This is a genomic window from Pedobacter steynii (assembly GCF_900103665.1).
Classification (GTDB): Bacteria; Bacteroidota; Bacteroidia; order Sphingobacteriales; family Sphingobacteriaceae; genus Pedobacter; species Pedobacter steynii.
This window is the reverse complement of sequence record NZ_FNGY01000006.1, coordinates 179,395-204,589: the sequence shown is the minus strand read 5'-3', so window position 1 is coordinate 204,589 and position 25,195 is coordinate 179,395. Positions and strand designations below refer to the sequence as shown.

Annotated in this window: 26 protein-coding genes; 12 read left to right on the top strand and 14 right to left on the bottom strand. The window is 41.2% G+C overall.

All coding sequences use genetic code 11. From position 1 onward, the window contains the following. Positions 1–55 precede the first annotated feature (55 nt). From BLQ87_RS17680 to BLQ87_RS17665, 4 genes are all read left to right on the top strand, one after another. A complete protein-coding gene (locus tag BLQ87_RS17680; protein WP_074609370.1) occupies positions 56–2,422 on the top strand; it encodes a TonB-dependent receptor in 2,367 nt (788 codons plus the stop codon). Continuing rightward, positions 2,419–3,522, top strand: coding sequence for a PepSY-associated TM helix domain-containing protein (locus tag BLQ87_RS17675; protein WP_074609367.1), 1,104 nt, complete (start codon positions 2,419–2,421; stop codon positions 3,520–3,522). The genes BLQ87_RS17680 and BLQ87_RS17675 overlap by 4 nt, the downstream gene beginning before the upstream one ends. A gap of 387 nt (positions 3,523–3,909) precedes the next feature. Continuing rightward, positions 3,910–5,112 (top strand): DUF763 domain-containing protein, encoded by a 1,203-nt coding sequence (locus BLQ87_RS17670; RefSeq protein ID WP_074609365.1) that lies wholly within the window; start codon positions 3,910–3,912, stop codon positions 5,110–5,112. Between the two features lie 144 nt (positions 5,113–5,256). After that, positions 5,257–5,880: a phosphatase PAP2-related protein gene (locus BLQ87_RS17665; protein WP_074609363.1), complete on the top strand. Its 624-nt coding sequence runs from the start codon at positions 5,257–5,259 to the stop codon at positions 5,878–5,880. A gap of 95 nt (positions 5,881–5,975) precedes the next feature. Here BLQ87_RS17665 and BLQ87_RS17660 read toward each other — a convergent pair whose 3' ends face one another. Beyond that, the gene (locus BLQ87_RS17660; RefSeq protein ID WP_074609360.1) at positions 5,976–6,767 is read right to left on the bottom strand and encodes an EndoS/ChiA family endoglycosidase; all 792 of its coding nucleotides are present in this window, start codon (positions 6,765–6,767) and stop codon (positions 5,976–5,978) included. A 242-nt stretch (positions 6,768–7,009) separates the two neighbouring features. Here BLQ87_RS17660 and BLQ87_RS17655 point away from each other — a divergent pair, with 242 nt between their 5' ends. The 4 genes from BLQ87_RS17655 to BLQ87_RS17640 all read left to right on the top strand — a co-directional run bounded on the left by BLQ87_RS17655 (position 7,010) and on the right by BLQ87_RS17640 (position 9,483). Next, complete coding sequence (locus tag BLQ87_RS17655; protein WP_074609358.1) at positions 7,010–7,378, top strand: hypothetical protein; 369 nt, start codon at positions 7,010–7,012, stop codon at positions 7,376–7,378. Between the two features lie 141 nt (positions 7,379–7,519). Beyond that, the gene (locus BLQ87_RS17650) at positions 7,520–8,041 is read left to right on the top strand and encodes a hypothetical protein (protein WP_074609357.1); all 522 of its coding nucleotides are present in this window, start codon (positions 7,520–7,522) and stop codon (positions 8,039–8,041) included. Beyond that, positions 8,020–8,808 (top strand): sensor histidine kinase, encoded by a 789-nt coding sequence (locus BLQ87_RS17645; RefSeq protein WP_074609354.1) that lies wholly within the window; start codon positions 8,020–8,022, stop codon positions 8,806–8,808. The genes BLQ87_RS17650 and BLQ87_RS17645 overlap by 22 nt, the downstream gene beginning before the upstream one ends. Before the next feature lie 3 nt (positions 8,809–8,811). Further along, entirely contained in the window at positions 8,812–9,483 is a 672-nt protein-coding gene (locus tag BLQ87_RS17640; RefSeq protein WP_074609352.1) for a response regulator transcription factor, read from the top strand. Here BLQ87_RS17640 and BLQ87_RS17635 read toward each other — a convergent pair. The 3 genes from BLQ87_RS17635 to BLQ87_RS17625 all read right to left on the bottom strand — a co-directional run bounded on the left by BLQ87_RS17635 (position 9,464) and on the right by BLQ87_RS17625 (position 11,312). Next, positions 9,464–10,000 (bottom strand): DinB family protein, encoded by a 537-nt coding sequence (locus BLQ87_RS17635; protein ID WP_074609350.1) that lies wholly within the window; start codon positions 9,998–10,000, stop codon positions 9,464–9,466. The genes BLQ87_RS17640 and BLQ87_RS17635 overlap by 20 nt on opposite strands. 3 nt (positions 10,001–10,003) lie before the next feature. After that, positions 10,004–10,522 carry a DinB family protein gene (locus tag BLQ87_RS17630; RefSeq protein ID WP_074609347.1) on the bottom strand — a complete coding sequence of 173 codons (519 nt, stop codon included), beginning with the start codon at positions 10,520–10,522 and terminating at the stop codon, positions 10,004–10,006. 121 nt (positions 10,523–10,643) lie between these two features. Then, a complete protein-coding gene (locus BLQ87_RS17625; protein WP_074609345.1) occupies positions 10,644–11,312 on the bottom strand; it encodes an HAD family hydrolase in 669 nt (222 codons plus the stop codon). A gap of 146 nt (positions 11,313–11,458) precedes the next feature. Between BLQ87_RS17625 and BLQ87_RS17620 the strand changes: the two genes are divergently transcribed. Both BLQ87_RS17620 and BLQ87_RS17615 read left to right on the top strand, forming a co-directional pair. After that, positions 11,459–11,938, top strand: coding sequence for an Lrp/AsnC family transcriptional regulator (locus BLQ87_RS17620; protein WP_074609343.1), 480 nt, complete (start codon positions 11,459–11,461; stop codon positions 11,936–11,938). Positions 11,939–11,946: 8 nt separating this feature from the next. Continuing rightward, positions 11,947–12,918, top strand: coding sequence for an EamA family transporter (locus tag BLQ87_RS17615; protein WP_074609341.1), 972 nt, complete (start codon positions 11,947–11,949; stop codon positions 12,916–12,918). A gap of 71 nt (positions 12,919–12,989) precedes the next feature. On the opposite strand, the gene BLQ87_RS17610 is transcribed toward BLQ87_RS17615, so the two are convergent. The 5 genes from BLQ87_RS17610 to BLQ87_RS17595 form a co-directional block, all read right to left on the bottom strand. Beyond that, a complete protein-coding gene (locus tag BLQ87_RS17610; protein WP_074609339.1) occupies positions 12,990–13,391 on the bottom strand; it encodes a GreA/GreB family elongation factor in 402 nt (133 codons plus the stop codon). Between the two features lie 4 nt (positions 13,392–13,395). Then, positions 13,396–13,629 (bottom strand): hypothetical protein, encoded by a 234-nt coding sequence (locus BLQ87_RS33530; protein WP_143010470.1) that lies wholly within the window; start codon positions 13,627–13,629, stop codon positions 13,396–13,398. A 331-nt stretch (positions 13,630–13,960) separates the two neighbouring features. Continuing rightward, positions 13,961–15,043, bottom strand: coding sequence for a winged helix DNA-binding domain-containing protein (locus BLQ87_RS17605; RefSeq protein WP_074609337.1), 1,083 nt, complete (start codon positions 15,041–15,043; stop codon positions 13,961–13,963). Positions 15,044–15,046: 3 nt separating this feature from the next. Continuing rightward, the gene (locus BLQ87_RS17600) at positions 15,047–15,514 is read right to left on the bottom strand and encodes a hypothetical protein (protein ID WP_074609335.1); all 468 of its coding nucleotides are present in this window, start codon (positions 15,512–15,514) and stop codon (positions 15,047–15,049) included. Positions 15,515–15,596: 82 nt separating this feature from the next. Beyond that, positions 15,597–16,247, bottom strand: a complete 651-nt coding sequence (locus BLQ87_RS17595) for a hypothetical protein (RefSeq protein ID WP_074609333.1) — start codon at positions 16,245–16,247, stop codon at positions 15,597–15,599. A gap of 136 nt (positions 16,248–16,383) precedes the next feature. Here BLQ87_RS17595 and BLQ87_RS17590 point away from each other — a divergent pair, with 136 nt between their 5' ends. Further along, a complete protein-coding gene (locus BLQ87_RS17590; RefSeq protein ID WP_083361927.1) occupies positions 16,384–16,698 on the top strand; it encodes a helix-turn-helix domain-containing protein in 315 nt (104 codons plus the stop codon). A gap of 75 nt (positions 16,699–16,773) precedes the next feature. Here BLQ87_RS17590 and BLQ87_RS17585 read toward each other — a convergent pair whose 3' ends face one another. Next, entirely contained in the window at positions 16,774–17,859 is a 1,086-nt protein-coding gene (locus BLQ87_RS17585) for an acyltransferase (RefSeq protein WP_074609328.1), read from the bottom strand. A 181-nt stretch (positions 17,860–18,040) separates the two neighbouring features. Here BLQ87_RS17585 and BLQ87_RS17580 point away from each other — a divergent pair, with 181 nt between their 5' ends. Continuing rightward, the gene (locus tag BLQ87_RS17580) at positions 18,041–19,828 is read left to right on the top strand and encodes an alpha-L-fucosidase (protein ID WP_074609326.1); all 1,788 of its coding nucleotides are present in this window, start codon (positions 18,041–18,043) and stop codon (positions 19,826–19,828) included. A gap of 29 nt (positions 19,829–19,857) precedes the next feature. Here BLQ87_RS17580 and BLQ87_RS17575 read toward each other — a convergent pair whose 3' ends face one another. From BLQ87_RS17575 to BLQ87_RS17560, 4 genes are all read right to left on the bottom strand, one after another. Next, positions 19,858–21,099, bottom strand: a complete 1,242-nt coding sequence (locus BLQ87_RS17575; protein WP_074609324.1) for an MFS transporter — start codon at positions 21,097–21,099, stop codon at positions 19,858–19,860. A gap of 195 nt (positions 21,100–21,294) precedes the next feature. Then, complete coding sequence (locus BLQ87_RS17570) at positions 21,295–22,707, bottom strand: c-type cytochrome domain-containing protein (protein WP_074609322.1); 1,413 nt, start codon at positions 22,705–22,707, stop codon at positions 21,295–21,297. A 12-nt stretch (positions 22,708–22,719) separates the two neighbouring features. After that, on the bottom strand, positions 22,720–23,652 hold the full coding sequence (locus BLQ87_RS17565) for a sugar phosphate isomerase/epimerase family protein (RefSeq protein ID WP_083361926.1): 933 nt from the start codon (positions 23,650–23,652) through the stop codon (positions 22,720–22,722). Positions 23,653–23,683: 31 nt separating this feature from the next. Then, positions 23,684–25,192 (bottom strand): DUF1501 domain-containing protein, encoded by a 1,509-nt coding sequence (locus tag BLQ87_RS17560; RefSeq protein ID WP_074609320.1) that lies wholly within the window; start codon positions 25,190–25,192, stop codon positions 23,684–23,686. Positions 25,193–25,195: the final 3 nt, after the last annotated feature.

Below are 25,195 nucleotides of genomic sequence, written 5' to 3'. Positions count from 1 at the left end.
CCCTGCTTTTTAGGCTTGGTGTCTTTCATTATTTTAAAAAAATCAATTACAAAAAATGAAAATCAAGATTTTCTCCATTATATTTTTATTCCTCCTGAGCACTGAACTCTTGGCACAATCCGGTACAGGATCTTTAAAAGGTAACATCGTGTCCTTTCAGGATGAGCCTATATCAGGTGCTTCCATTCAGTTTCAAAATACCGACATCCGCACAAAAACAGATTTAGATGGAAATTTCATTTTAAAAGCTATCCCCGCCGGGACTTACATCCTGATCGTTTCTAATGTCGGATACACCGCGAGTAAACAAAACCTGATGATCAATCCGGGGAAAACTGCGATCCTCCACCTGCAACTTTCGAAAAGTAAACAGGAGCTGAAAGAAGTGGTCATCAATCGCATAAAAAATCCTTATCAGGTCCAAAACTCCAGCAGTTCCACCCGGATGGATGTTCCTTTATTAAGTACGCCACAATCGGTACAAATCATATCTTCCCAGGCGATAAAAGACCGTCAGGCTTTCACTTTAAACGAGATTGCAGGTACGTTTACCGGAATGAAAGCAAACAATGGAAATGGTTCTTTCAATATGCGTGGATTTACTGCCTATTCCCCGACAGATGCCAGCTTTTTACTGTATAACGGCATCAGAGGTAATCTCTTTTTATGGAGTCAGCAGCCCTTATTATACAATGTAGAATCGGTGGAACTTTTACGTGGTCCTTCGGGCGCTTTATTTAGTGAAGGTGCACCTGGCGGGGTGGTCAATTTCATTACCAAAAAACCACTGGCACAAAACAGATATGGCATCGAATTATCTTTGGGTAGCTGGAATTTCCGCAGGGCATCCCTTGACCTCACCGGGCCATTGTCCGGAAACAAAAAACTGCTTTACCGCGCCATTATAGGGTACGACAAATCGAAGAGTTTCCGCGATGGCCAAAATAAAGAGAACATCTTCATTGCCCCTTCCCTGACTTACCTTTTTTCCGATAAAACAGAATTGAACCTGGAGATCAATTATGCTTATCAAAAGACCGTACAACAATACGACAATGGAACCTTTATCCGCACGAGACCCGATGGCACTTTTGATTTCAATTACTACCCGGATCATCTAACCATTCAAAGTCCTACAGATTATGGAAAAACCCACAATACTTCTGCCACACTTACCTTCAATCACCGTTTCAATGACCGTTTAAAAATGACAGCAGTTCAACGGGTGGTTAATAACGCACTGGATTATACCGATCATATCCCGGTAGGGAAAATCAAAAATGATTCCATCAGCAGAGGTTACCAGGACTGGGAAACCAATCGCTTCAGTCTCCAGACTACTGCCTATTTAACTTATGAAACGAAGACAGGACCATTAAAACATCAATTGACCGGAGGTGCGGATTACAACAGATACGGATGGACTAAAAACGATTACCAATACAAAGCGGCCTCCAGGATTTCGATTTTTAATCCTGATTATAGTAATGATCCGCCGGCAGCTTCGGTTGCAGCCGAAGAGTCTGATGACAATAAACGCATTACAAACCTTGCAGGCATATACCTGCAGGACCAAATCAGCTTCGGCAGGCAGTTAAAAGCATTACTTTCCCTTAGATACGATTCATACGATGCTAAAGAAACACCGCTTTCGAGCAGAGATAATAAGCAGGGTGATGAATTGCAGGCTTCAGGACTTATCCCCCGCCTGGGATTCGTATACCTGCCAGCTGAAAATATGTCTATCTATGGGACTTATCTTAAATCTTTTAATCCCCAGACCTCGAACAATGTGCTTTCAGGAGGCCCCTTCCCTACCCGCAAAGCAACACAATATGAAATTGGCTATAAAGGCGATTTCTTTAACCGGCAATTGTCAACCAATGTATCACTTTACCAGATCAACTATGCCAATATTCTGGCACCTGCGCCGACAGAAGAAAATTCCCACCGCCAGGCTGCAATTGATGGAACACGAAGCAGAGGGGTTGAATTTACCGCTATGGGAACGATCCGGAACTTTAATGTAATTATGGGATATGCCTATAATGAACATATCATATTAAGTACAAGCGCGTTTGGAAAAAAAGGGGACCGTTTTAACAACGCGCCTAAACATATGGCCAATCTGTGGTTAAAATACAACGTCAACACCGGTTTAATCAAGGGGCTGGGAATTGCTGGTGGCCTGAGGTATGTGAGTGATCAGGTAGGCCTTATTAGCAACCAGAATTTTCTATTTCCGGAATACACGGTACTTGATGCTGCTGTTAACTATCGCAAGGGCCCGTACAACCTCCAGTTTAATGCCTACAACCTAACGAATAAACATTATTTCACAGGGAGCAGGTCAAGTACGGTAACCGGAGGTTTGGGAGATCCTTTTAACTACAGAATTGGTTTAAGTTACCAGATCAAATGAGAAAAATAAATTTTACACGTGTCCTGATTTTCTCTTTACACAGCTGGCTGGGCTTGATCAGTGGTATTTTTCTCTTGTTGTTGGGACTAAGTGGTTCTGCCCTTGTCTTTTTAAAAGAGATTGATCAGATGATCAACGCAGAAGTACTCCATGTAGAACCTAAAGGGCAGGCATTATCACTGGATACCATTTATAGAAAGATTGGTCGGCAGCACGCTCATTTAACAGGCATAGCCTGGCTAAATCCCAATGCAGCAACTGATGAAGCATATGAATTCCGTTTGTATCAGAACGATGGAAAAATCAGTACTTATGATTTGGGGATGATGAGCATCAATCCATATTCAGGAGCAATTTTGCGGGACGGAAATCTGAAGGATTTCAATCCAAGTTTTATGCATTGGATATTACAGTTCCACTGGAGTTTCCAGTTAGGGCTTCCCGGATTATTGCTGGCAACTGTATTCGGGATCACAATGCTGCTATCTACAATAACCGGATCGATCATCTACCGGAAATACATCTGGAAGGTTTTCACATTTCAGGTAAAGATGAAATGGAAAAACTGGAGAACGATCTCCTCTGACCTCCATAGAATCGTTGGGGTATGGGCTTTGTTTTTTAATTTGATCATCTTCTTTACCGGGTTCTGGATGAATAAATTTGCCTTTGATCCAGGTTATTGGAAAAAGCAAACTGTTTCTGCTCCTACAAATGTCCTGTCTGTTCAGCCTGCAGATCAGCTGCTCCGGACTGCCCGTAATGCGATGCCCGATTTGATTCCTCAGCACATTTACCTACCAACACAAGCAGAGAAACTATTCCGGCTTAGCGGACCACTGAAGAATCAATCCTCCTTCTTTTATAATGGGAATTCCGTCGCCATTGATCCGGGTACAGGCCTGGTCATCTCGATGGAACGTTTAACTGAAAAAGGATTATGGGCAAAAACAGAGGCGACCTTTTTTCCATTGCATGCAGGGACTTTTGGCGGCACTCCGGTTAAAGTATTGTATGTTATTATAGGTTTATTACCTGGTTTACTCTCCATTACAGGCGCCTTGCTTTGGTGGAGAAAAGTAAAAAAACGATACAATTAGGCTAATTATATATTTTGGCATAATTCATGTATACATAGCAGAAATTAAGATAAAGAGATTTAAGAAAAAACCGTTTCATACAGGTTTATATTTGGTTAGAAAAGGGATGCGTCTGGATGGAGCATCCCTTTCTTGTTTTAATTCATTTCGGTTAATATGCGATCAAAATGTTTTTCATATCCGTTAACATGCATTTGATCATCTATTGATCTTCAATAGGGGGTTGATTGATCCCTGATTGGTCCAACGGGCCTATAAACGATGTTTTAAAAACTACCTGAGGGTCAAATGAATGTAAGCGCAAATAAAACGGATTTTTTACGCATCAGACAAGTACCTAAAGACGAAAAATTCATCTATTGATTTTTTTTACTAATTTTGTTAGCAATGAAATCTTCCGGAACAGCCGACTTACCGCTACATTATGGCTATGTGCCCAAATGGCTTGCAGAACGCATGGCTCGTTTAGGGCTTGCCATCACTGAGGCGATTATTATAGAGCATGGCACAGCCGAAGTATTACGCCGGTTAAGTGATCCATTCTGGTTTCAGAGTCTGGGGGCCGTGATGGGAATGGACTGGCATTCCTCTGGAATTACCACCTCCGTAATGGGCGCTTTAAAAGGAGCAATCAATCCCCGAAGCAAGGAACTGGGCATTTATATTTGCGGAGGAAAAGGATTAAAATCAAGACAGACTCCCGCTGAATTGTTAAACATCGCACAGCATACAGGTCTTGATGGGCATGAATTGGTGAGGTGCAGCAGGTTGAGTGCCAAAGTAGACAATACCGCTATCCAGGACGGTTTCCAATTGTATACCCACAATTTTGTGGTCAATTCAGCTGGACTGTGGACTGTCGTTCAACAAGGAATGCGAAATGACAGCGCTACTGCCAGAAGGTATCACTGGCACTCTTCCGCTCTTGCTTCTTTTGTAGAAGAACCTCATACCGGAATTTGTGGCATTAACCAGGGGCAGATCTTAAATCTTGTTGCAAAAGAGGCACGAACTTCCCGCGACGCCATGTTATCCATGACCACCGAAGGCCCGGAACGCATACTCAAAGAAGTCAGAAAACTAGTCATGCCCAACCGTCATGAAGTAAAAGCAAAAGATATCGACCTAAAACGTCTGGGTGCCCTGTTATGGCTCACACAAGAAAAACGTCCGGCAGATTTTGAAGAATTGCTATTACTGGAAGGTCTCGGACCAAGAACCCTGCAATCTCTGGCATTGGTTAGTGAAATTATTTATGGCACTCCTTCCCGTTTTACAGATCCGGCACGTTTTTCCTTCGCCCATGGCGGAAAAGATGGCCATCCTTTTCCTGTTCCTCTAAAAGTATATGATGAAACGATTCAGGTACTGGGAAAAGCTATCCAACAGGCCAGGATCGGTCAGTCGGATAAGCAACAAGCCATTCTTAAATTAGGAGAACTTGCCCGAAAAGCAGAAAAAAACTTCATTCCAAATGACAATTTTGAGGAGTTGATCCAAAAAGAACGCAACGATTCCTGGAAATATGGCGGTAAAACCGTCTTAGGTGACGCGAAACCTCCTTCAAAACATCAACTTAGTCTGTTTTAAGAGTTGTAAGCGCCAAATTACCTGTTTAAACATCTTATTTTTTTCGTAGAATAATTAATTTTTCTTAGTCAGGTTATTCTTTTATAGGGGATTAATTACGTTATTTGTTCAATTTACATTTAGAAATACCAACAAAACCTTTTAATGCAGTTTAAACAATTCTCCTGGCAAATTGCCTGGGATTACCCGCCATTCAGACTTAAATTTATCCTGGGAATCTTTATTCTTGCATTGATTCTGATTTTTATTCCTCATTTCTTCTCTTATGTAGAAAACAGGGAGAAGGGATATACACTTAATGACTGGTTGTTGGCTCAGATCCCTGCTATTGACGTTTCTCTGTATATATTTATTTTACTTTACGGGATGTCTATCTTCTTCCTGATGCGCATGTCCAGGAATACCTCGATTTGTCTGACCGCATTATGGGCTTATATATTTCTCTGTGCGGCAAGGATCATTACCATTTCGATCGTTCCACTTCATCCACCAAAAGAAATCATAGAACTAATAGATCCCTGCTCCGTAGTCTTCTATGGCTCCAATGTGATCACAAAAGATCTTTTCTTTTCCGGACATACGGCTACCATCTTTTTGGGTGCCTTATGTCTGGAGAAAAAGCGGGAGAAAACAATTGCTTTTATTGCTTCCGGAATCATTGGGATATTACTGTTGGTTCAGCACGTACACTACACAGCAGATGTAATTGCAGCACCTTTCTTTAGTTGGATCTGCTGGTATTTCGGAAAATCAATAGAGAAGTTATAAGCTTTCCTCAGGGAGAATAGTAAACGGCGGTAAATCCTGGGATCTACCCCGTTCACGTGCCTGAGAGCAATATAATTTTATTCCGGGCGTCGGACTTATGAAGTCAGTTCCCTCGATTTAAGCATTTTAATTAATCCGTTTGTGTAGTGAAAATCTTTATCAATATTAATGTTAAAGAGCATCATGCCCCCTTTTACTCCGTTATCCGGTTGCCATTTCGTCAACTGAACTGCCTCTGCCAGTGAGGTTGCCTGATGATGACCCGGCTGTACGCCAAACAACAGCTTTTTACTACTCACCAGACCTGCATACAATTCAAATTGACTGATCATCGTTTCCAAATCCCAGAAATAGCCCATCAACGCCACGTAATCAAACAAGGCATTACATTGTTTCAATAATTGTTCATCCGCATAGTATTGATAGGTGACATAACTCATCGTCTTCCCGGTTTTAGACCTGGGCCCAAAATATTTAGACAGCTGCCAGACCACTTCAATAAATGTATCATTGGGAATATCACCCCCCATTTCAGGATCAATATCTATTCCATCCAATTTCCAGGTATTCACTACCAGATCGTAAACATCTGCTGCGAAAGCCGCAGGATCAGCAATGGTATTCCAGGATATTTGTGGATTGGGTGAACTGATAATCGATGCCAAAACTTTAACCCCTCTATTCTGCTGTATCCTTACCCCCGCCAAAATACTGGCCCAGGTCATACCATTACTGGTTAGATACAGGTGTTGCAATGTCTTTTGAGGATCAAGATTGATCAGGAACAGATTGATGACGTCAATTCCGTTCGGTAGCTCTTCAATGATCATTTTTTGATTCGCATAACCTAGCCAATAAGTAACAAAAAGAGGATCAGGAGCTTTCATAAATCAGTCAAGGGGTTAAAAATGATGGTTAAAGTTCATCAATTGATATCACCCAGATATGCGTTGCATTACCTGAATTCAAAAACAGGTATTTATACCTATATAAATAACACGAGCGTAACAAATATAAATACAGCGCAAATAATCAATCTACTCAACAAAAAATGTTTATTTTAGATTAACCAATTGAAACAATGCCATTCGATTTACAAATCAAATAATAACTTAAAATAACAACAACTATGGAACATCACTCGTCTAAACACGACAAAAGTATTTTTGAGATCCCGTTATCGGAAGCTCAACAAATCACCAAGGCCTGGGCAGCGCGCGGCAACTTCATCAAATCTTATTTAATTGATGCACAGGAATTAAAAGACATGGTAGAAGAAAAGGGCGCAAGTTATGTACGTGTTTATTTTGGCTGGGACACTGACATGGAAAAAGGAAGAGAGCAAAGATTAATTATGGTTCCGGCAGATATTTATGGTCATGACATGATCAATACTGAAGTTTCTCTGGCTGAAAATATTAAAGAAGACAGCAATATATTTGACTTCACCATGCCTTGTCCACCAACCTGCCCACCACCAGACAGTCCATTAGGATAATAAATTATGTTTTCTAAAATACTAAAAGTAGAATATCTTACTTTAATTTTTTCAATGGGCTTCATTTTTTGCCCATTGATACTTTCATTAAAGTATTTCCGATCTTATCCAAAAGAACTAAAAGTGATTAGTATTCACTTAATGCTAATTGCAATTTTAGCTGTTTACAGCGCTTCATTGTGGATATTCAGCAAAAATAATCTTCCGGTCCTTCACATCTACACCATGATTGAATTCTCTACAATCATGTTATTTTACCAGATAGTTTTTAAAAACGTTATTGATAAGGTCTGGTTCATCGCACTCATTTTGGCATTTCTTGTCTTTTGCCTGATCAATGCATTCTATATTCAAAAATGGCATATATTTAATACCTACCCACGGACGCTGGAAAGCATTATCATTATCAGCACCTCTCTATTTTACTATTATAAGATAACCAAACAAACCTTGTACATACAAATTGAGAAAAGTGCCACATTCTGGATCAATACCGGCTTCTTTATTTATTTCTCGGGAAGTTTTCTACTATTTATGCTTAGTAATTACATTTTGCCCCTGAGTTTGAAGTTCAACATGATCGTCTGGCAATTACATGCCTTTCTCTCTTGCGTGCTTTATTCTTTAATCTTTATTGGTTTATGGCAACGCAGGAAGGCTTAGATGTTTACTTTTTTATGTTTACCGGCATGCTCGTGATGTTCCTGCTCAGTGCCGCGGTTGTCGTACTCTTTTTTGTATACCAGAAGAAATTTTACAACCAACAGGTACAATTAAAAGAAACCGAAGCAGATTACCAGCGTAAATTAACCCGCAACAATATTGAAAAGATAGAAGAGGAAAGGCGTAGGGTCGCAAAAGACCTTCATGATGAGGTTGGGAGTATTTTCTCAACACTTGGAATGAAGATCATACAATTTGAAAAAAAACACAATACCTCTTCCGGGAGTATTGAACTCATTAAAGAAAGCAAACTTCTGGTCGATAAAGGCATAATGAGTGTCAGAAGGATTTCTCATAACATGATTCCAAATGAGTTGGAAATGTTCGGAATTGCAGCAGCAATAGAAGAATTGTGTTTCCAATTTGAAGGCACTGACGGTTTAGAGGTAGATTTTGAGAGTCGGGGTCTCGATAAATGCGGAAATCAGGAAATAGAACTGGCGCTCTACCGCATTACACAGGAATTGATTAGCAATACGGTAAAACATGCGGAAGCAAAACGGGTTGAAATTATGCTGATCTGCAATAATGGAGAAGTCAGTTATGATTACCATGATGATGGCATAGGCTTTGATCACGAGCAGGTACGCAGAGGGCTGGGAATACACAATATTACAAACCGGATAGAAATGAATGGTGGCACCCTGAGTTATCATACCGCTCAAAAAGGATTTGGGGTTTCCATTTACTTTCCTGTTAAAATTTAATATATGAACAGATTGATAAGAATAGCAGTTACCGATGATCAGGTAATGTTCAGGGAATGCCTGGTGAATAACATCAAAAGCTTCGGTAATATGGAAGTGATGTTTGAAGCAGGAAATGGAATAGAATTGTTAAATGCCATGGACGACTGCGGTGAACTGAAGCCGGATATCGTGCTGATGGACCTGAATATGCCGGAAATGAATGGGATGGAAGCCACTAGAAAGCTAAAAACATCCTTTCCTGACGTACGGGTAATTGTACTGTCAGTTCATGGGGAAGAGAAACACATCACCAGGATGATTCAACAGGGTGTAAATGGTTATATCGCGAAAAACTCTGAATTAAGCGAGCTTAAAAATGCGATAGAAACCACCTTTCACAATGGTTTCTATTTTAATGAAATGGTATTAAAAACCCTGCAATCGGGCAAGTTGCTCAATAAAGCGAATGTCAGAGGCTTCGATGCCAGCTCCTCACTGACTCAGCGGGAAAAAGAAATCCTTACGCTGATTTGTCAGGAATTTACGACTGCTGAAATTGCCGATCAACTTTCTATCAGCTTACGAACAGTTGATGGTCACCGAAATAACCTGTTGGTAAAAACCGGCGCTAAAAATGTAGCAGGCCTTGTTGTTTTCGCTTTCAAAAATAAGATTATTGACGCAGATCTATAGTCCCTGCTGTGTCCTTCAGTTTTTGGAAAATATTTCCTAACTGATGTGAATGTCGCTGGTTATGATAAATAACAAAGTAAATTGCTTCCCATCGGGTAAAATAGCCATATCCAGGCAACTCGAATGCCATACAGATTTTGCTCAGATCTAAAGTGTTAATCACAACTGCGAACTTAGCTTTTATATCTTCCAGGGCATCGAGCAAAGCAGTTTTATCATAAATCATTGCTTTAGGCAAGACAAAGTCCGGCGACTGCATTTTAGTCGTAAAATTCAGAAAGTCAGCTTTAACCTGCTCCACCTTCTGATCTACAGGACGGTCAGCTTCTTTATCCGGCCCAAATAGTATTTCTAAAAAGCCCGAGTTTGACAGCATCAGGTGTCTGGCCACCTGTCCAGCCGTCCAACTTCCTTCAAAGGGAACCCTATTGATTTCTTCCTGACTAAAAGAGGAAAGCAATGCTGATAAAGCAGTCATTGTTTCCTCCATTTCTTTAGCTATCTTTTCTTTATTCATCTTTTATTTTTTTTCAGGTTCCATTGGGTATCTCATCGCGTCGTAGCCAAGTAGTCTCCGCCAAAGGCCGATTTGTCCGATGCAGTAAGACTCCCGATGAATAATGAAGAAAACCCAATCGAAGAAAGTCATCTCACCACCAGGCATTGGGATGATACTGTCCAGTTTCTCCTGACTTACTGCTAATAATGCGGCCCGTAACTCTGGAGAAATAGCGATCCAATCTTCTTTAAAGCTCGCCAAAGAAGGGTAAGTTAACTGATCCTGAACGCCTTTATGCCCTTCAAACAAGGATGCAGCTTTTTGCCGGTCCTCAATATTCAACGCGTTGGCCAAATCAAACCTTTCCTGCACCAAACTTCCGGTAAGCCAGGCTACATGATTTGCTTTGGTATTTAGTCGGTTATGCGCATCCTCCGCTGAAATATTTTCAATTACATTAGAAAATAATGTCGTATGCAGGTCATACAACAAAATAAACCCTTCGATGAATGCTGTTTTATCTGTTTTTAGTGCTTCCATTTGGTTAGATTTTGAGATTCAAAAATTATTTGATTAACAATACAATACCTAAGTTAAGGCTAAATCCGAATCTTAAGGGGTGCTGTAAATGTCAATCTTAGGGGGTATTCGAGACAACCGCCTAAGCAACAAACTGATCACTAAGCAGGTATTCTTTCGCTTCCATTAAATCTAAAAACAACCGGTCAGCAATATCAAGTGATTCGTGCATATCTGTATTACTCTGAATGGCAAAACACCTGATCCCCGCTGCTTTTGCAGCTTTAATTCCATTAATGGTGTCTTCAAATACCAAGCAGTTTTCTTTGGACAATCCAAGTGCTTCACAACACTTATTGTAACTCTCCGGATCAGGCTTGTTGTGCTGCACCTCCGATCTCGTGATGATTAAACTGAAGTAAGGTCTCAAACCATTTCTGTCGAAGATGGCTTCCACATCTTCACGGGGACTGGAAGTAACAATAGCAAGTACAAGATCTTGCTCATGAAAGAATTTGACCACTTCTAAAGCAAAAGGCATCAGGTTGACGTCTTTAGTCTTCAACCTTTCCAGCGTAAGGGCCTCCCTTCTTTTCACCATTTCAGGTAGGGAAGCATTGATCACATATTTTTCCTGCAAATTACGGGCATTAACAGGTAAAGGAATTCCGGCATAATTCTTCAGCCAATCCGGATAGGTCAACTGAACTCCGTACTCCTCCAGAATTTCGTTCCAGCATTCATAATGAAAATATTCAGAATCGATCAGTGTTCCATCTAAATCAAATAAAAGTGCCTTTATATTCTTCATGATTTTTTATATCCGCTAATATATTTCTTTTATACTTAGTTACCATCCTAAACAAGATAAGCTTCACGAAACACATCAAAAAGAATTAAAAACATATTTTTAAATATAATTTTGAATATTATTCTGATTTTACATAAATTTATAGAATGATAATCGAAAACACCATCAGTTTAGATAAAATTGACCTGGCCATTTTAAGGTTAATGCAGGAAAATTCAAGAATCTCCAATGTTCATATGGCGAAAGAACTGGAAATGGCACCCTCGGCAGTTTTGGAGCGCGTAAAGAAACTAGAGCAAAAAAATGTAATTACTCAGTATACGGCAAGAATCAATCCTGTTGCTGTTAATTTAAAATTACTTGCCTTCATATCTATGAAAGCGTCGCACAGCATAGGCTGTATGGATACTGCAAATGAACTTTCTAAACTAAAAGAGGTCCAGGAAGTACATATTATTGCCGGCGACGATTGTTATCTGGTAAAGGTCAGGACTACAGATTCGGCCTCGCTCATGGCTTTAATGCGCAATTCATTTAGTAAAATCCCGAATATACTTTCCATTCGAACCACGATTGTATTGGAAACAGTAAAAGAAGAACAACAATTGGTCATCCCTGAAAAATAATTCATCCTATGGCAAACCTAAATAAAACCGCGTCCCCCCTCCTTGTCTATCTGGCTTTTGCCACCGTTTATGTGGTATGGGGTTCTACTTATTTTTTCATTCAGAAAGCGCTTGCGGGCTTTCCTCCATTTATTCTGGGCACTTTTCGTTTCCTCGTTGCCGGAGCCTTACTCATGGCCTGGTGCCGTTTCAGAGGAGAGCAAATCTTTGACAGGAAAAATATTAAATATGCAGCAATAAGTGGCTTTTTGATGCTTGGTGTTGGAAATGGTATTGTCATCTGGGTGGAGCAGTTTATTCCCAGTGGATTGGTTGCGATCATGGTCGCTTCCGCTGCCATCTGGTTTGTCATTCTGGATAAACCAAAATGGAAAGAGAACCTGAGCAGCAAATCTACCATAGCAGGTCTGATCATCGGCTTTATTGGTGTTATTTTATTATTCGGGGAACAGATCATGCGCTCGCTGAATACCAGCCAAAGTGATATGCAGATTTTAGGAATGGCTTTATTGATGATTGGTCCAATTGCATGGGCTGGCGGATCTTTATTCTCCAAGTATAAATCCGATCCACAGAGCTCTGTAGCCGTGAATACAGCCTGGCAAATGCTCGCCGCCGGGATTGCTTTCATACCAGGCAGCTTTCTGACTTCAGAATTCAAGGGCTTTCATTGGGAGAACATCCCACTGGATGCCTGGCTATCGATCGGTTACCTGATCATTTTTGGATCCATTGCTGCCTTTAGTGCTTATGTATGGTTGTTAAGTGTCCGCCCTGCAACACAGGTGAGCACTTATGCTTATGTCAATCCGGTAGTAGCGGTGTTACTAAGTGTTTGTTTTACCAATGAAAAAGTGACCCTGATCCAGATTTTAGGACTTATTGTAATCCTGGCAAGTGTACTTCTGATTAATCTGGTCAAATATAGAAATGCGACAAAAGCCACTTCTTCTGCCGCAGAATTGCAGGTTTCTAAATAAGGGGGAAGAAATATCTATTGTCATAAGACCCCTGTTCAGTAGAAAATCCTGAACAGGGTTAAAATACCAGGCTATCCCAGTTTTGTCACTTCTTCTATCTGATAAGCTTTGATTCCATCAGCCATTTCCCATTGTAACTTAGCTCCCTTAACATAACCCAGCATTGCAACGCCGATAGGTGATAAGATGGAAAGCGTCTTATGCTTATCCCTTGCTTTTCCCGGAGCCACCAGGGTGTAGATAAATTCATTCCCTGATTCCAGTTCTTTTACCCGAACACAAGTATCTACGGTAACCACATCTTCCGGCAATTCTTTTCTTAGTACCTGTCTTGCACAACGAAGTTCCAGCTTTAGCTTTTCTTCATTGAATTTGCTTAATTTCCTTCTTCTAATGTGGTCTTTTAACAAATCGAAAATTCCTGTTGATAAAATAATGGGTGTATTGTCTATTTTTAATGAAGTCGTATTCATGGATTTATGGATTAAATGGGTCAAATAATTTAATTAATCTTGTAGCCCCAGTCTGAAACTCAACTGGGGCCAAATCATCAAAATCCCGGCTCCTCCTGATTAATTTCTCCATCTTTCTTAAGGATTTATCTTCCATTTCATCAATAGCGATTGTATTTCCATCAGCAGCACAAAAAGGGCAATGGCAAAACCAATCCATATGGGTTTCAACAATAGGACAGCGAGTAGCAAAACGCATAGGTTCAGCAAAGAAAGCAACACAAGAACAGCCCTAAAAAGGGATGCCATGTCTGATTTTTTCATGATAAAAAAACAAAAAGATAAAAGGAAAAGAAATTAAGGTAATCATCCCCAAACCTTCAGAGAGGCTGGGGCTTAATTAATAAAGTCCTTGCTACTTTTAAGAAAAGAATCTCCCAGGCGATATTGCAGGGAGAGAAAACGGCAGAACATAGCAGTCGCAGTCCGCAATTGCGTAGCAAACTGATCGTTGTATGTTTTATTTAACTGCCTTGTAGAATTCATTAAGACAAAGGTAGCCCAAATGCCCGGATATAAAAAATATAGCCTTAGGCTGGTTCAACAAACACTAACTTTTTATCCAAAAATTCAGCGAATTTTAGGGCCGATTTCGCCGTTAAATCTAAAATATCTTTAGATACCGGGTTAAAGAATTTTGGCTCAAAGTAAACCTCATCTTTCTTTATCGTTCGTTTCCATAGCCCTTTCACCTGCCCGTTGACCACAATGACCGGATGAAAAATCCCATTGTTGGTAAAGGCTTTGGAGTGATGTGCTAAAGGAAATGCTGCAGTTCTATCCTTATAACTAATGAGAAACTCATCAAAAGCCGGCAACAGGTACACAGAAGGAATTTTCGAGAGGGGTCTGGAAAAATGTTCAGGGAACCAGAATTCCTGATCGGCAATCGTTTCAGAAATAAAATTCGGCTTTATGATCTCCAACGCTCTTTTCGCCGCAGTTATAGGCAAGCCTGACCACCAGATGAAATCATTGATACTGGCTGGACAATGACTTGAAAAATACTTAAACGCCAATTTCGCCAGTGCCTCATCCCTGCTAATTGAAGTTGGTCTTGGCACCCGATCAGCAAGGATGGCATAGGTTTGGCTTTTATCTCTCTTTATTCCGCTGCATAAAATGCCTTCCAGTTCCGCCAGAAAAATAAGGTGAGACCAGCGATCTTTACCGCCTCCCACCTTATTTTGTTCCATTTCAAAATACAATTCCTCCCGGGTTAAGTATTTATGGTTTGCAAAAGCAGATTCGATAACCTGATTACTTTTCAAGGAAACCTCGGAGTCTATGCCCAGTTCTTTAAGCCTTGATCCGGATTTCATCCTTACCTGTGCTGCTGTGAGTTCCAACATCCACCAGATATCATCGGCAGAAACAAAGTGCCAGGTTGGCCGCAACAGGTGTGTTCTCAGGATCGACCCGTTGTTTATCTCTTTCTGGATCAATTTTTCCGTAGCCTCAGAAAGCCTCAGTCCAATTCCCCAGATCGCCATTGCATAATCCTGAGCCTGCATTGCTCCCATCCAGGATACCAGATCCTTCCCCCTATTAAAGGTACTTGCCTCGATCTGCTGGTTTACTAACCTAATATTTGCAACATCCTCCAGGTTCATGGCTTAATCTATTGATTTTACATATTTCTCAATGATCTCTCTGTCCACCCCAATTTTTTCATCTTTTTCCATTCCGCGCTGGGTCAGGGTATCTTTTTTTAAGGTTACCGTAAATGTGAAAGTCTTATTTTCCCATTCTCTATAATTACAGTACTCCAGGTGCTCTGTATACTGATTCCCTTTTAGGGTATACTTTCCTCCCCCGGCTACAAAGACAGGGGTTCCCTCTTTGCCCATTTTCAAGTCGTGGTTTAGGAAAGCAAAATGAGTATCATTGATGATCTTTATTTGCCTCTGGCCTTTTCTATAATCTGTGAAGGTCGTATCCCCTTTCTGAATTGTAACACCTGATACCAGCTCCCATGTTCCCTTAATCGGAACATCTTTAGCTACATGATTTGGATTATTCCCATGTTTCAAGACTGGAACCAGGGCAGTAGTTAATAAAAGAGCAGTAATTTTTAAATTCATTTCCGTTGATTTATCGACTTTAAACAATTAAAGTCTCACTAAAATATTAAAAATACTTTTTAAGTATAACATTAATTTTTCATTACAATCCCTGATACACAAATCCCCTGTCTTTATGTTTGTATTTCCTAAGCACCTGCGGTCCAGGTCCGATCAAATAATTATTCAAAACCTGGGCTACAAAGTCCGCTTTAATGAGCAAGCCACCACGTTTACGACATTCCCTGAAAATTTCAAACGGAGATCTTTCCACTCCCTCAAAGTAGCGTTCACTCAGCAATCCTGCAACCTCTGTTTGGGAAAGCTTCAGCAAAACAGACTGCTCATGTTCCGTATATTTTTTTAACGGGTCCTCCTCATTGATCATGTATAACAATTCAATGGAATTATCTTCACGTAACCCAAAAACTTCATATTGAATGTAATCACCTTTTATCATCTGTCTGGATAACAACCGAATTTCATTCACCTTCCCCTTTACACTCCTAAAGAACTCAGCAGGTCTGCAATCAAATATTTTAGACATTACTGACACGTCCCCCAACCACAATTCTTTGTTGGATTTAAAAGCTTCCCTTTCTTCTATAAAGCTGTGTCCTCTGCCGATTAAAAAGGACAGTTCTTCCTGAGACAGGCCGGAAGCAATTCTTTTCACCTGAATGAAGTAAATCAGGTCGAAAGTGGTAAAACTAATTTTTAATCCTTTTTCTTTTCTTTTAGCGATAATTGTCATATGTTTCGTTTTAATTAACCAAAACTATAATACTCATCTCAATAAATTTATTTACACACCGTTGTAATTAACAATTTAAGAGGTTGTATTATACAATTAGCTATTCAAACAATACAAAAACTTAAAAATTAGTACTATGACTGAGAGACCTCATTTAGGAAGAAACCTGAGCCGCATTCGCACAGCTCGTGAAATGAAACAAGAAACACTAGCCAAGGCACTGGGAATAAGTCAGCAGGCGGTATCAAGAATGGAGCAGAAGGCCGTTATCAAAGAAGAATCACTTACGAAGATTGCCGAAATTCTGGATGTGCCATTGGCCGCTATAAAAGCCTATGATCAGAAATTCATCATCTCCAATATCATTACCGATCACAAACACCGGTATACCTTTCTACAGAAGACTATCCGATGGATAAAAAGGTTATTGGGACTACGCAACGACAAATAACGGTAGTTCCTTCGATGAGCATGCCAGCTATCCTTAACAGCTTTCTCAGTCGAAGGAGCTCAAAATAAATCAGGTTTACATGACTAATTTACGCGTCAGCCTGAACCTGGCGAGTATCCATACCACAGCAAAAGCAATGAAGAGGGTAAGCATGCAGGATACCAATACATTTACTCCAGGATGAAGATCAAAATGAGCAGCGATGTACCTGAAAATAACACCAATAAAAAAATAATGAACCAGGAAAATCCCGAAAGAATAATGCGCAATAGTTTGGATCACTTTGAGGAGCAGTCCTTCTTTAAACTCCATTCCCTCTACCAGTAAGAAGACACCAACTGCTTCTAAAAGGACATTTGGAGAACAGTAGTACCATACCATTTCAATATTTGGGATCGAGAAAGGAACACTGATTGTCAGATAATACGTAATTCCATATCCGGTTAAAAACAGAAATGCCCCTGTCCACCTTTTTGCTTTGTTACTCCATCCCGGCAAATAAGTATACAGGTAATAGCCCATTAACAGATATCCTATAAAACCTGACAGGTAATAAAAGGAATGGAATTCATTCCAGTCACAGACCCCAAAGGCCAATCCAGTCAGAAACTTCAGATAAGGAATAAAAGTCGAAAAGATAAAAATTGCCAATACCAGTTCCAGCTCTCTTTTTGTGGCTTTAACTACCCATGGCGATATTATTGGTATGACCAGGTACAATCCAACCAACATATACAAATACCAAAGGTGAGGAGCAGAATCTCCGAAGCTCAATGGAAGTTTAGCAATCTCCATCAGGATCTTATCCCAAGCTTTATGATTTAGCACCAATCCATCGAACAAGACATACACCAGGCCCCAAAAGAGCAGGGCTGGAACAATTCGCCAAAGGCGTTTTTTATAAAACTCTATAGTGCCCAATTTAGCAGGCAAAAGTAAAACTCCGGAGATCAGTACAAATAACGGAACGGCGAAACGGTATAAAGAACCTATATAAGTTCCCCATTCAAAATTAAAATTTCCATCCTGATTTAGAATAATGCAATCATTGGCATGCGCCACAATCACCATAAATACAGCGATCACTTTTAATAAATCAAGCCAGTTAATTTTTACCTTATTCGTCATTCTATCCATTTCCATTTTTACCAGACCTTCCATTTCTATCCTTTCTACACATTTGGGAGGGATAAACCTAAACCATTTAAGGCAAACTACCAAGGATTGCCTGGAAATGTGAATATCTTGCCAAAAAAGCTTAATGATTAGCTATAAACAGAGAACAATGAAAAAACAGGCTCCTTAACTTAGTAACAAACTAACCAGCAACCATTAAACTCGTATGAACCACCTCAAAAAAATCATTATCTGCAGCTTTTTATACTTCCTAACCTCTGGATTTTCATTTGCACAAGATATTGACAGATGGGACAAAGAAGCAAGTGAAAAAGAAAATCCGAATACCGTTTGGTTTAAGAATGCGAAGTTTGGGATGTTTATTCACTGGGGGCTGTATTCAAAGCTTGCGGGTGTATGGAAAGATAAAGATTACTATGGCAGCGGAGAATGGCTGATGAACCAGGCTAAGATTCCTGCATCCGAATATGCAAAGGTTGCTTCCAGCTTTAACCCCGTTAAATTCAAGGCTCAGGAATGGGCAGATCTGGCAAAAGATGCAGGCATCCGTTATATGGTCATCACTGCAAAACATCATGAAGGATTTGCGATGTACGACTCGAAAGTCAGTGATTTCAATATTGTAAAAGCTTCTCCCTATGGTAAAGACCCAATGAAAGCACTCGCCGATGCCACCAGAAAAAGAGGCATTCAGTTCGGCTTCTATTATTCTCAGTTTTTAGACTGGCATGAACCTAACGGAGGGGGAAACAACTGGGATTTCAAGGAAGCCGATAAAGACTATTTGAAATATTACAAAGAAAAATCAATCCCACAACTGAAAGAATTACTAACCAATTATGGCAATCTGGGGATTGTTTGGTTCGACATGCCTGGAGGATTAAACAAGCAACAAACTCAGGATCTCGTAGATGAAATGCATGCACTTCAACCAAAAAGTCTGTTCAGCAGCCGTGTTGGGCAAGGGCTTGGCGACTACAGGACCTTTGGAGATTCGGAGGTCCCTGCTACTCCAATTAAAGGAGCATGGGAATCCATATACACCCATAATGATTCCTGGGGATACATCAGTCATGATATGAATTTTAAATCACCTGAAGAGATCATTCACCTGCTCGCAAATGTTGCCTCAAAAGGTGGTAATCTTATGCTCAATGTAGGACCGGATGGAGAAGGAAAAATCCCTTATTATTCTGAGAAATTTCTCAGAGCAACCGGCCTCTGGTTGAAAGTAAACGGAGAAAGTATTTATGAAAGCACTTATGGACTTATTCCTGCGCAACCCTGGGGTGTCACAACCTCCAAACCAGGGAAGCTGTTTCTTCATGTCCTGAATCCACCTAAAGACGGAAAAATAGTCGTCCCAGGCGTAAATAGCAACATTACTAAAGTTTACCGCTTAACTGATAAAACCGCTTTAAAATACTCCCTAAAAGATCAGACCTTAATCGTAGCTATGCCACATTCTGCTGATCCACACAATACCGTCATCGCCATCAACTATACAGGCACATTACAGGATAGGTATTTAAACAATATCTCCACCGCATCACCTCAATACGACACCAACATGCTGGAAGTCGTTAATGCTAAAACCAGTGGTGCAGCAAAACTGGAAACCCTGACTTACAGTCATTATTTCGGAGATTGGAAACACACTCCCTGCATTCTGAATATGGTTAAGCCCGATGACCAGGTTGAATTTAAGTTTAACATTACAGCGGCCGGCGACTATAAAATACTTTTAGAATATTCATGCCCCGAAGAAAATGCAAAACAGGAAGGAATTTTGGAATTTGAAGGTAAGGCCTACAAATTTCAAACACTGAGGACTTCAGAATTCAATTCAGGAAAACCATTGTTATTCATTAAACACCCTGTAGCCATCATTTCTGTACCCAAAGCTGGCCTATACACCATAAAACTACGACCAGAAACCAATGCAAAGGAACTCTTCAAACTGAAGTCAGTCATCTTACATCCGGTTTTATAACCGGATGTTTTTTTTAAAGCACAAAAAAGTTAATCTTCTACAAAGTCCAGGTCTTTATGATGGGTTTCCGGAATGGTTTTAATACAATAAAATCCGATTGCAAAACAGATGAGCCCGACGATTCCTGCGGCATATAATTCCATCACCTGTGGTTTTAAAAAGGTATAAAACGTAGTCATTAGAACCACAGTCCCCCTTACCATGTTTGGGATCGTAGTTGCAGCTGTAGCACGCACATTGGTACCGAACTGTTCTGCGCCAATGGTGACAAACATTGCCCAATATCCAATTCCGAAACCGGTCCAAAGACACATCAGGTATAAACCCCGGGACGTTTCTATTCCACCAAACAGAAACAATACCGTTCCGATGGCTGCGAATAACATCAGAAAGGCCACTGCCTTACGGCGCGATTCCAGCCAATAGCTCAACAGGCCGCTCACCAAATCGCCGGCTGCAAGGCCAACATAACACCACATCACCGCTAATCCCGGCTTTATTGCTTCAGAAATGTGTAATGCTTTTCCGATCTCATTACTAAATGTGGCCAAAATTCCGATTACAAACCAGGTAGGGAGACCAACACCAATACATTTCAGGTATAAAATCAATCTGCTCTTCTTGGTAAAAAACGAAAGAAAATTCCCTTTACTCAATTGCTCTTTTGCTTTCATCGCATGGAACATGCCTGATTCAAACACACCAATCCTTAAAAATAACAGCAGAATTCCCATTCCGCCCCCGATAAAATAAGCATTTCTCCAGCTAAATAATTCAACCGTGAAATAACCTACTACTGCTCCCAGTACGCCTACACCTGCAACCAGGGAAGTCCCCAATGCCCTTAGACGTTTTGGAAGGCTCTCGGAAACCAGGGTGATTCCTGCGCCAAGCTCTCCCGCCAGACCAACTCCGGCAATAAAGCGTAAAATTTTATAGATAAAAACATCATGTACAAAACCGCAGGCAAAGTTTGCAATGGAATAGGTAATGATTGAGCCAAAAAGTACGGAGAGCCGCCCTTTCTTATCTCCCAGCACTCCCCATAGCACACCTCCAAGTAATAAACCCGTCATTTGCCAGTTGAGAATACTTGCGCCTTCAATCGAACGGGCTGCTTCATCGAGGCCCAATTCCGTTAGACTGGGGATCCGCACAATTCCGAATAAAAGGAGGTCATAGATGTCGACAAAATAGCCCAGGGAAGCTACAATAACAGGTGCACTCAGCAAATATGCCAATGCACTTTTTTCTTTGGTTAGCGTGGTCATTTATAAAATGGGTTTAGGAATGGTATTCCATTTCTAAAATAGTGATTCCATTTTCATATGGTGCTAATAACCCATATTTTTGTCTGTTTATTTTAGTACGGATTACCCTGTACGAAACCCACCTAAGATTCTTTACCGATGTCAGCTGAATCAATTTACAAAATTTCGGCAGCGTAGAAAAAATCAGGATTACGATCAAGAAGCCGTAGCTGGCTTTACTTCAGTAGTATCCTTCGCCGTTGTCGGGACCAGATATCCGCCAAAATCAAGAATAACTTTCGGGAATTCTTTCTTTAATACCTGTTCTTCTGTCTTATTTACCGCCGATTGATACAAATAAATCTGCTGGATTTCCTTTAAGCCTTTCAGGGTAAGCAGGCCTTTTCCAGTTATTTTTGTACCCGTCAGATTTAAATATTGTAACGTATTTATACTTTTCAATTTTACCAACCCCTGGTCTGTAACCTGTGTTTTCGTTAAATTAATGCGGACCAGATTTTTCAAGCCTGCGATAATTTCCATGCCTTTATCACCAAGATCTGTATTTGCCAGATTCAGCCAGATCAGTTGCTCATTCAAAGATTTCAAAAGCGTTAATGTATTGGCGGATGGCTTGGCGGTCACAAAACTCACCGATAAATAGTTGCTGTTGCTGATTACCGGGATCACTACCACCCCTGCCGCTTTCAAATCTGCAATAACTTTAGCGTCTGCTTTGCCAACCTCTTTTACAGGAACTTCTAAAACCTTGTCCGCTTCCTTTTTTGCACCGGTCTGAAAGCTAAGCAATACCGGTTTAATTTTTTCCGTTTGTTTAAGGTCCTGCACTTTTTTGTTTAGATCAGCACCTTCTTTGATCCACCACTCCAATAAAGCGAGTTCCTGCGCAGAAAGCTGAGGTTTCTCTTTTGGGGGCATGTGATCTTCATTACTGATCGGTAGCAGTAACCTTTTGATCAGGGCACTTTCTTCAGGACTTCCAGGAATCAATGCCTTTCCCTCTTCTCCCCCTTTCAACATAAATTCCTTACTATCCAGACGAAGCTTTCCTTTTTGTTTTTCCGCACCATGACAACTGTAACAGCGATTCTTCAATAGTGGCTGTACCATATGGGTGTATACCATCGCCTGCTGGACATTTGCAACCGGAGGAATTGGAGAAGCACCTTTTTCAGGGCCATCCGTCAATGCGGAAGTCAGGTAATCAGATCCATGTGTTAAAGAGCCACCATAGTGTCCTGTTAACGTAATCAGCATGAGCAATCCCGCAGCGGTCACATTTAAGAACAACTCCCGGGCAGCTTTCTGAATCATCACATAGGAAACCAAAGAAAAGGCAGCAGTGCCTATCCCCAGCCATTGGTGTACATCAACAAGACCGGCATCATAATCGCCACTCTGAGACAAAAGGTAGCCGCTTATGCAAGAACATACTGCTCCAAGGAAACCAAAGAGATAAGTCAGCGGAATCGCCGGCTTTAATCCGGAAAATTTAGGGTACCTGCTGATCAGCTGAAATAAACAGCCCAACAGTAAAATTCCTATCGGAAGATGTACCAATATAGGGTGAAACCTCCCAATGAGGTCTGATATAGATAAAAGCATCATTCTGGCCTCAAATTATTGATAACGCTTACGCAATAGGTTCATCATATATACATTTATTGCCCACTGATCAGCAACAGGCTGACGGGTGTACGGCAGAGTCGGCATATAATCAGGTGGACCGAATTCTGTTAAGATCGTCATTCGCTCCCCATTTTTCTTTTTACGGGCGATGACTTTATCCCACCAGCCCAGATGGGCTTTTAAGGCATGCTCCCATTCCGGTGCCCTTGGATCATTGACCTGAGGCCCCTGGGGATGTCCAACTCTGGAGTGAATATGAGAAACCCGTTCCAGTGCCAGATCAATTGTTTCCTGCTGATCTGCCAGTAAGCTTTCATGGACATTACACCAGTGAGAAATATCCAGGGTGAGGCGCAGCTCCGGATTTTTCTCAATAAACTGACGGGCTACCGGTGCCGAGTACAACATCCGCCCGCGGTGGGTTTCATGGTAAACCGGAATTCCGGTTTCTTTAGATTTTTTAGTCGTATAATCAATCAGCGCCTTATTTTCCTCATAAGTAAAATAGTCTTTTCCCGAATGGCAGTTGATGTATAATGGTTTCTGAACGCTATTTAATGCCGCATCCAGGTTTTTCATAAATGTTTCCAGGTGAGGCTTTGCTTTGGGCTGACCAGCACCGCAAAGAAAGCCGACCTGTAGCTGATGCTTTTTTAAAGCATCGTATAATGATTGCTGAGCAGCAGGATTGTCTACCGCCCACCACAACTCAATTCCTTCATATCCATCTTTTTTCGCTGCTGCGCAAAATTCATCTATCGTACCGTTAAATCCCCAGTCGGTCGCCATAAACAGCAATTCATAGCCTGCAGCAGCTTTAATACCAATTGTTTCCTTCGCGACCAACTCCGTTAAGGGCGCAAATAGTCCCGCAGCAGTAGCGGTGGCAGTAGTTTTAATAAAATTCCGTCGGTTTTGGTGCATTCGTTTCAGTGGTTGTTTGGTTAATTTTAAATTAGGCAACGATATCCTGGATTACCTTTCCTGACACATCCGTTAAACGGAATGGCCTGCCCTGGAAAGGATAGGTAAATTGCTCATGATTAAATCCGAGCTGGTTAAGTATGGTAGCCTGAATATCAAAAGGATCTACTTTTCCACTTACTGCGCTATATCCGATTTCATCCGTCTCGCCATGTGTATAGCCCTTCTTGATTCCACCACCAGCCATCCACATCGTGAATGCTTCCGTATGATGATCTCTTCCATTATAGGGATTCTGAATTCCATTTCTGTTCTCCATCATTGGCGTGCGGCCGAATTCGCCTCCCCAAACCACAAGGGTTTCGTCCAGTAACCCTCTTTGTTTCAGGTCCAGCAATAGCGCTGTGATTGGTTTATCTGTACTTCTGCATTTATTCTTCAGACCGATATTCAGTGAATTATTCGGTCCGTCTCCATGCGCATCCCATCCCCAGTCAAAGAGCTGAACAAACCGTACTCCTTTCTCCACCAGCTTTCGGGCCAGCAATACATTGTTGGCAAAAGAAGATTTCCCTGGTTGTGTACCATACATTTCATGAATATAAGCAGGCTCATCATTGATATTCATGACTTCCGGTGCGGAAATTTGCATTCGGTAAGCCATCTCATATTGTGAAATCCTGGAAAGAATTTCCGGATCATTATAATTTGCATATTCCAGTTCGTTAGAAGCATTGATGGCATCGATCGATGCTTTACGCAGATCACGGCTCATCCCATGAGGATCCTTGATAAACAAGACCGGATCTCCTTCGCTTCTGCATTGAACGCCCTGATAAACAGAAGGCAGAAATCCACTCCCCCAAATACTTTTCCCTGCATCGGGGAAACTTCCCCCACTTGTAAGTACCACATAACCCGGCAGGTTTTGATTTTCGGTTCCCAATCCATAGGTTGCCCAGCTTCCGATACTTGGTCTGCCCAAACGAGGACTTCCCGTATGAATCAGCAGTTGTGCCGGTGCATGGTTAAACTGATCGGTACTCACTGCTTTCAGAAAGCTCACTTCATCAACCATCGTCGAGAAATGAGGCATATTGTCGCTCACCCAGGCACGGCTCTGTCCATGCTGTGCGAATTGTGCCTGTGCGCCCAGCATTTTAGGTACCCCGGTGATAAACGCAAACTTTTTCCCTGCCAGAAGGGAAGGCGGACAATCCTGTCCATCCATTTTCATCAGCTCCGGTTTATAGTCGAAGAGCTCCAGTTGAGAAGGCGCTCCTGCCATATGCAGATAGATCACGCTTTTGGCTTTTCCAAAGTACGGCGGTGATTTCGGCAATAAAGGATGAGCGGGATCATATAAAACCGGATTGTTGGTTTTAGCGCCAAAGTTACAGCTTCCCAATAGGGACCCCATTGCAATGGCACCCAGACCCATCGCACTTTCTTTTAGAAAATGCCGGCGGGTAAAAGACCTCAATTCTGTTTCCTTTGCTTCTTTTATGAGGCGGTGTGCATTTAATTCATCTCTTGTCATGAC

Bases quoted from the DNA above. Each gene is read 5' to 3' on its own strand.
- BLQ87_RS17680 (WP_074609370.1), top strand. From the start codon at position 56: ATGAAAATCAAGATTTTCTCCATTATATTTTTATTCCTCCTGAGCACT.
- BLQ87_RS17675 (WP_074609367.1), top strand. From the start codon at position 2,419: ATGAGAAAAATAAATTTTACACGTGTCCTGATTTTCTCTTTACACAGC.
- BLQ87_RS17670 (WP_074609365.1), top strand. From the start codon at position 3,910: ATGAAATCTTCCGGAACAGCCGACTTACCGCTACATTATGGCTATGTG.
- BLQ87_RS17665 (WP_074609363.1), top strand. From the start codon at position 5,257: ATGCAGTTTAAACAATTCTCCTGGCAAATTGCCTGGGATTACCCGCCA.
- BLQ87_RS17660 (WP_074609360.1), bottom strand. From the start codon at position 6,767: ATGAAAGCTCCTGATCCTCTTTTTGTTACTTATTGGCTAGGTTATGCG.
- BLQ87_RS17655 (WP_074609358.1), top strand. From the start codon at position 7,010: ATGGAACATCACTCGTCTAAACACGACAAAAGTATTTTTGAGATCCCG.
- BLQ87_RS17650 (WP_074609357.1), top strand. From the start codon at position 7,520: ATGCTAATTGCAATTTTAGCTGTTTACAGCGCTTCATTGTGGATATTC.
- BLQ87_RS17645 (WP_074609354.1), top strand. From the start codon at position 8,020: ATGGCAACGCAGGAAGGCTTAGATGTTTACTTTTTTATGTTTACCGGC.
- BLQ87_RS17640 (WP_074609352.1), top strand. From the start codon at position 8,812: ATGAACAGATTGATAAGAATAGCAGTTACCGATGATCAGGTAATGTTC.
- BLQ87_RS17635 (WP_074609350.1), bottom strand. From the start codon at position 10,000: ATGAATAAAGAAAAGATAGCTAAAGAAATGGAGGAAACAATGACTGCT.
- BLQ87_RS17630 (WP_074609347.1), bottom strand. From the start codon at position 10,522: ATGGAAGCACTAAAAACAGATAAAACAGCATTCATCGAAGGGTTTATT.
- BLQ87_RS17625 (WP_074609345.1), bottom strand. From the start codon at position 11,312: ATGAAGAATATAAAGGCACTTTTATTTGATTTAGATGGAACACTGATC.
- BLQ87_RS17620 (WP_074609343.1), top strand. From the start codon at position 11,459: ATGATAATCGAAAACACCATCAGTTTAGATAAAATTGACCTGGCCATT.
- BLQ87_RS17615 (WP_074609341.1), top strand. From the start codon at position 11,947: ATGGCAAACCTAAATAAAACCGCGTCCCCCCTCCTTGTCTATCTGGCT.
- BLQ87_RS17610 (WP_074609339.1), bottom strand. From the start codon at position 13,391: ATGAATACGACTTCATTAAAAATAGACAATACACCCATTATTTTATCA.
- BLQ87_RS33530 (WP_143010470.1), bottom strand. From the start codon at position 13,629: ATGCGTTTTGCTACTCGCTGTCCTATTGTTGAAACCCATATGGATTGG.
- BLQ87_RS17605 (WP_074609337.1), bottom strand. From the start codon at position 15,043: ATGAACCTGGAGGATGTTGCAAATATTAGGTTAGTAAACCAGCAGATC.
- BLQ87_RS17600 (WP_074609335.1), bottom strand. From the start codon at position 15,514: ATGAATTTAAAAATTACTGCTCTTTTATTAACTACTGCCCTGGTTCCA.
- BLQ87_RS17595 (WP_074609333.1), bottom strand. From the start codon at position 16,247: ATGACAATTATCGCTAAAAGAAAAGAAAAAGGATTAAAAATTAGTTTT.
- BLQ87_RS17590 (WP_083361927.1), top strand. From the start codon at position 16,384: ATGACTGAGAGACCTCATTTAGGAAGAAACCTGAGCCGCATTCGCACA.
- BLQ87_RS17585 (WP_074609328.1), bottom strand. From the start codon at position 17,859: ATGGAAGGTCTGGTAAAAATGGAAATGGATAGAATGACGAATAAGGTA.
- BLQ87_RS17580 (WP_074609326.1), top strand. From the start codon at position 18,041: ATGAACCACCTCAAAAAAATCATTATCTGCAGCTTTTTATACTTCCTA.
- BLQ87_RS17575 (WP_074609324.1), bottom strand. From the start codon at position 21,099: ATGACCACGCTAACCAAAGAAAAAAGTGCATTGGCATATTTGCTGAGT.
- BLQ87_RS17570 (WP_074609322.1), bottom strand. From the start codon at position 22,707: ATGATGCTTTTATCTATATCAGACCTCATTGGGAGGTTTCACCCTATA.
- BLQ87_RS17565 (WP_083361926.1), bottom strand. From the start codon at position 23,652: ATGCACCAAAACCGACGGAATTTTATTAAAACTACTGCCACCGCTACT.
- BLQ87_RS17560 (WP_074609320.1), bottom strand. From the start codon at position 25,192: ATGACAAGAGATGAATTAAATGCACACCGCCTCATAAAAGAAGCAAAG.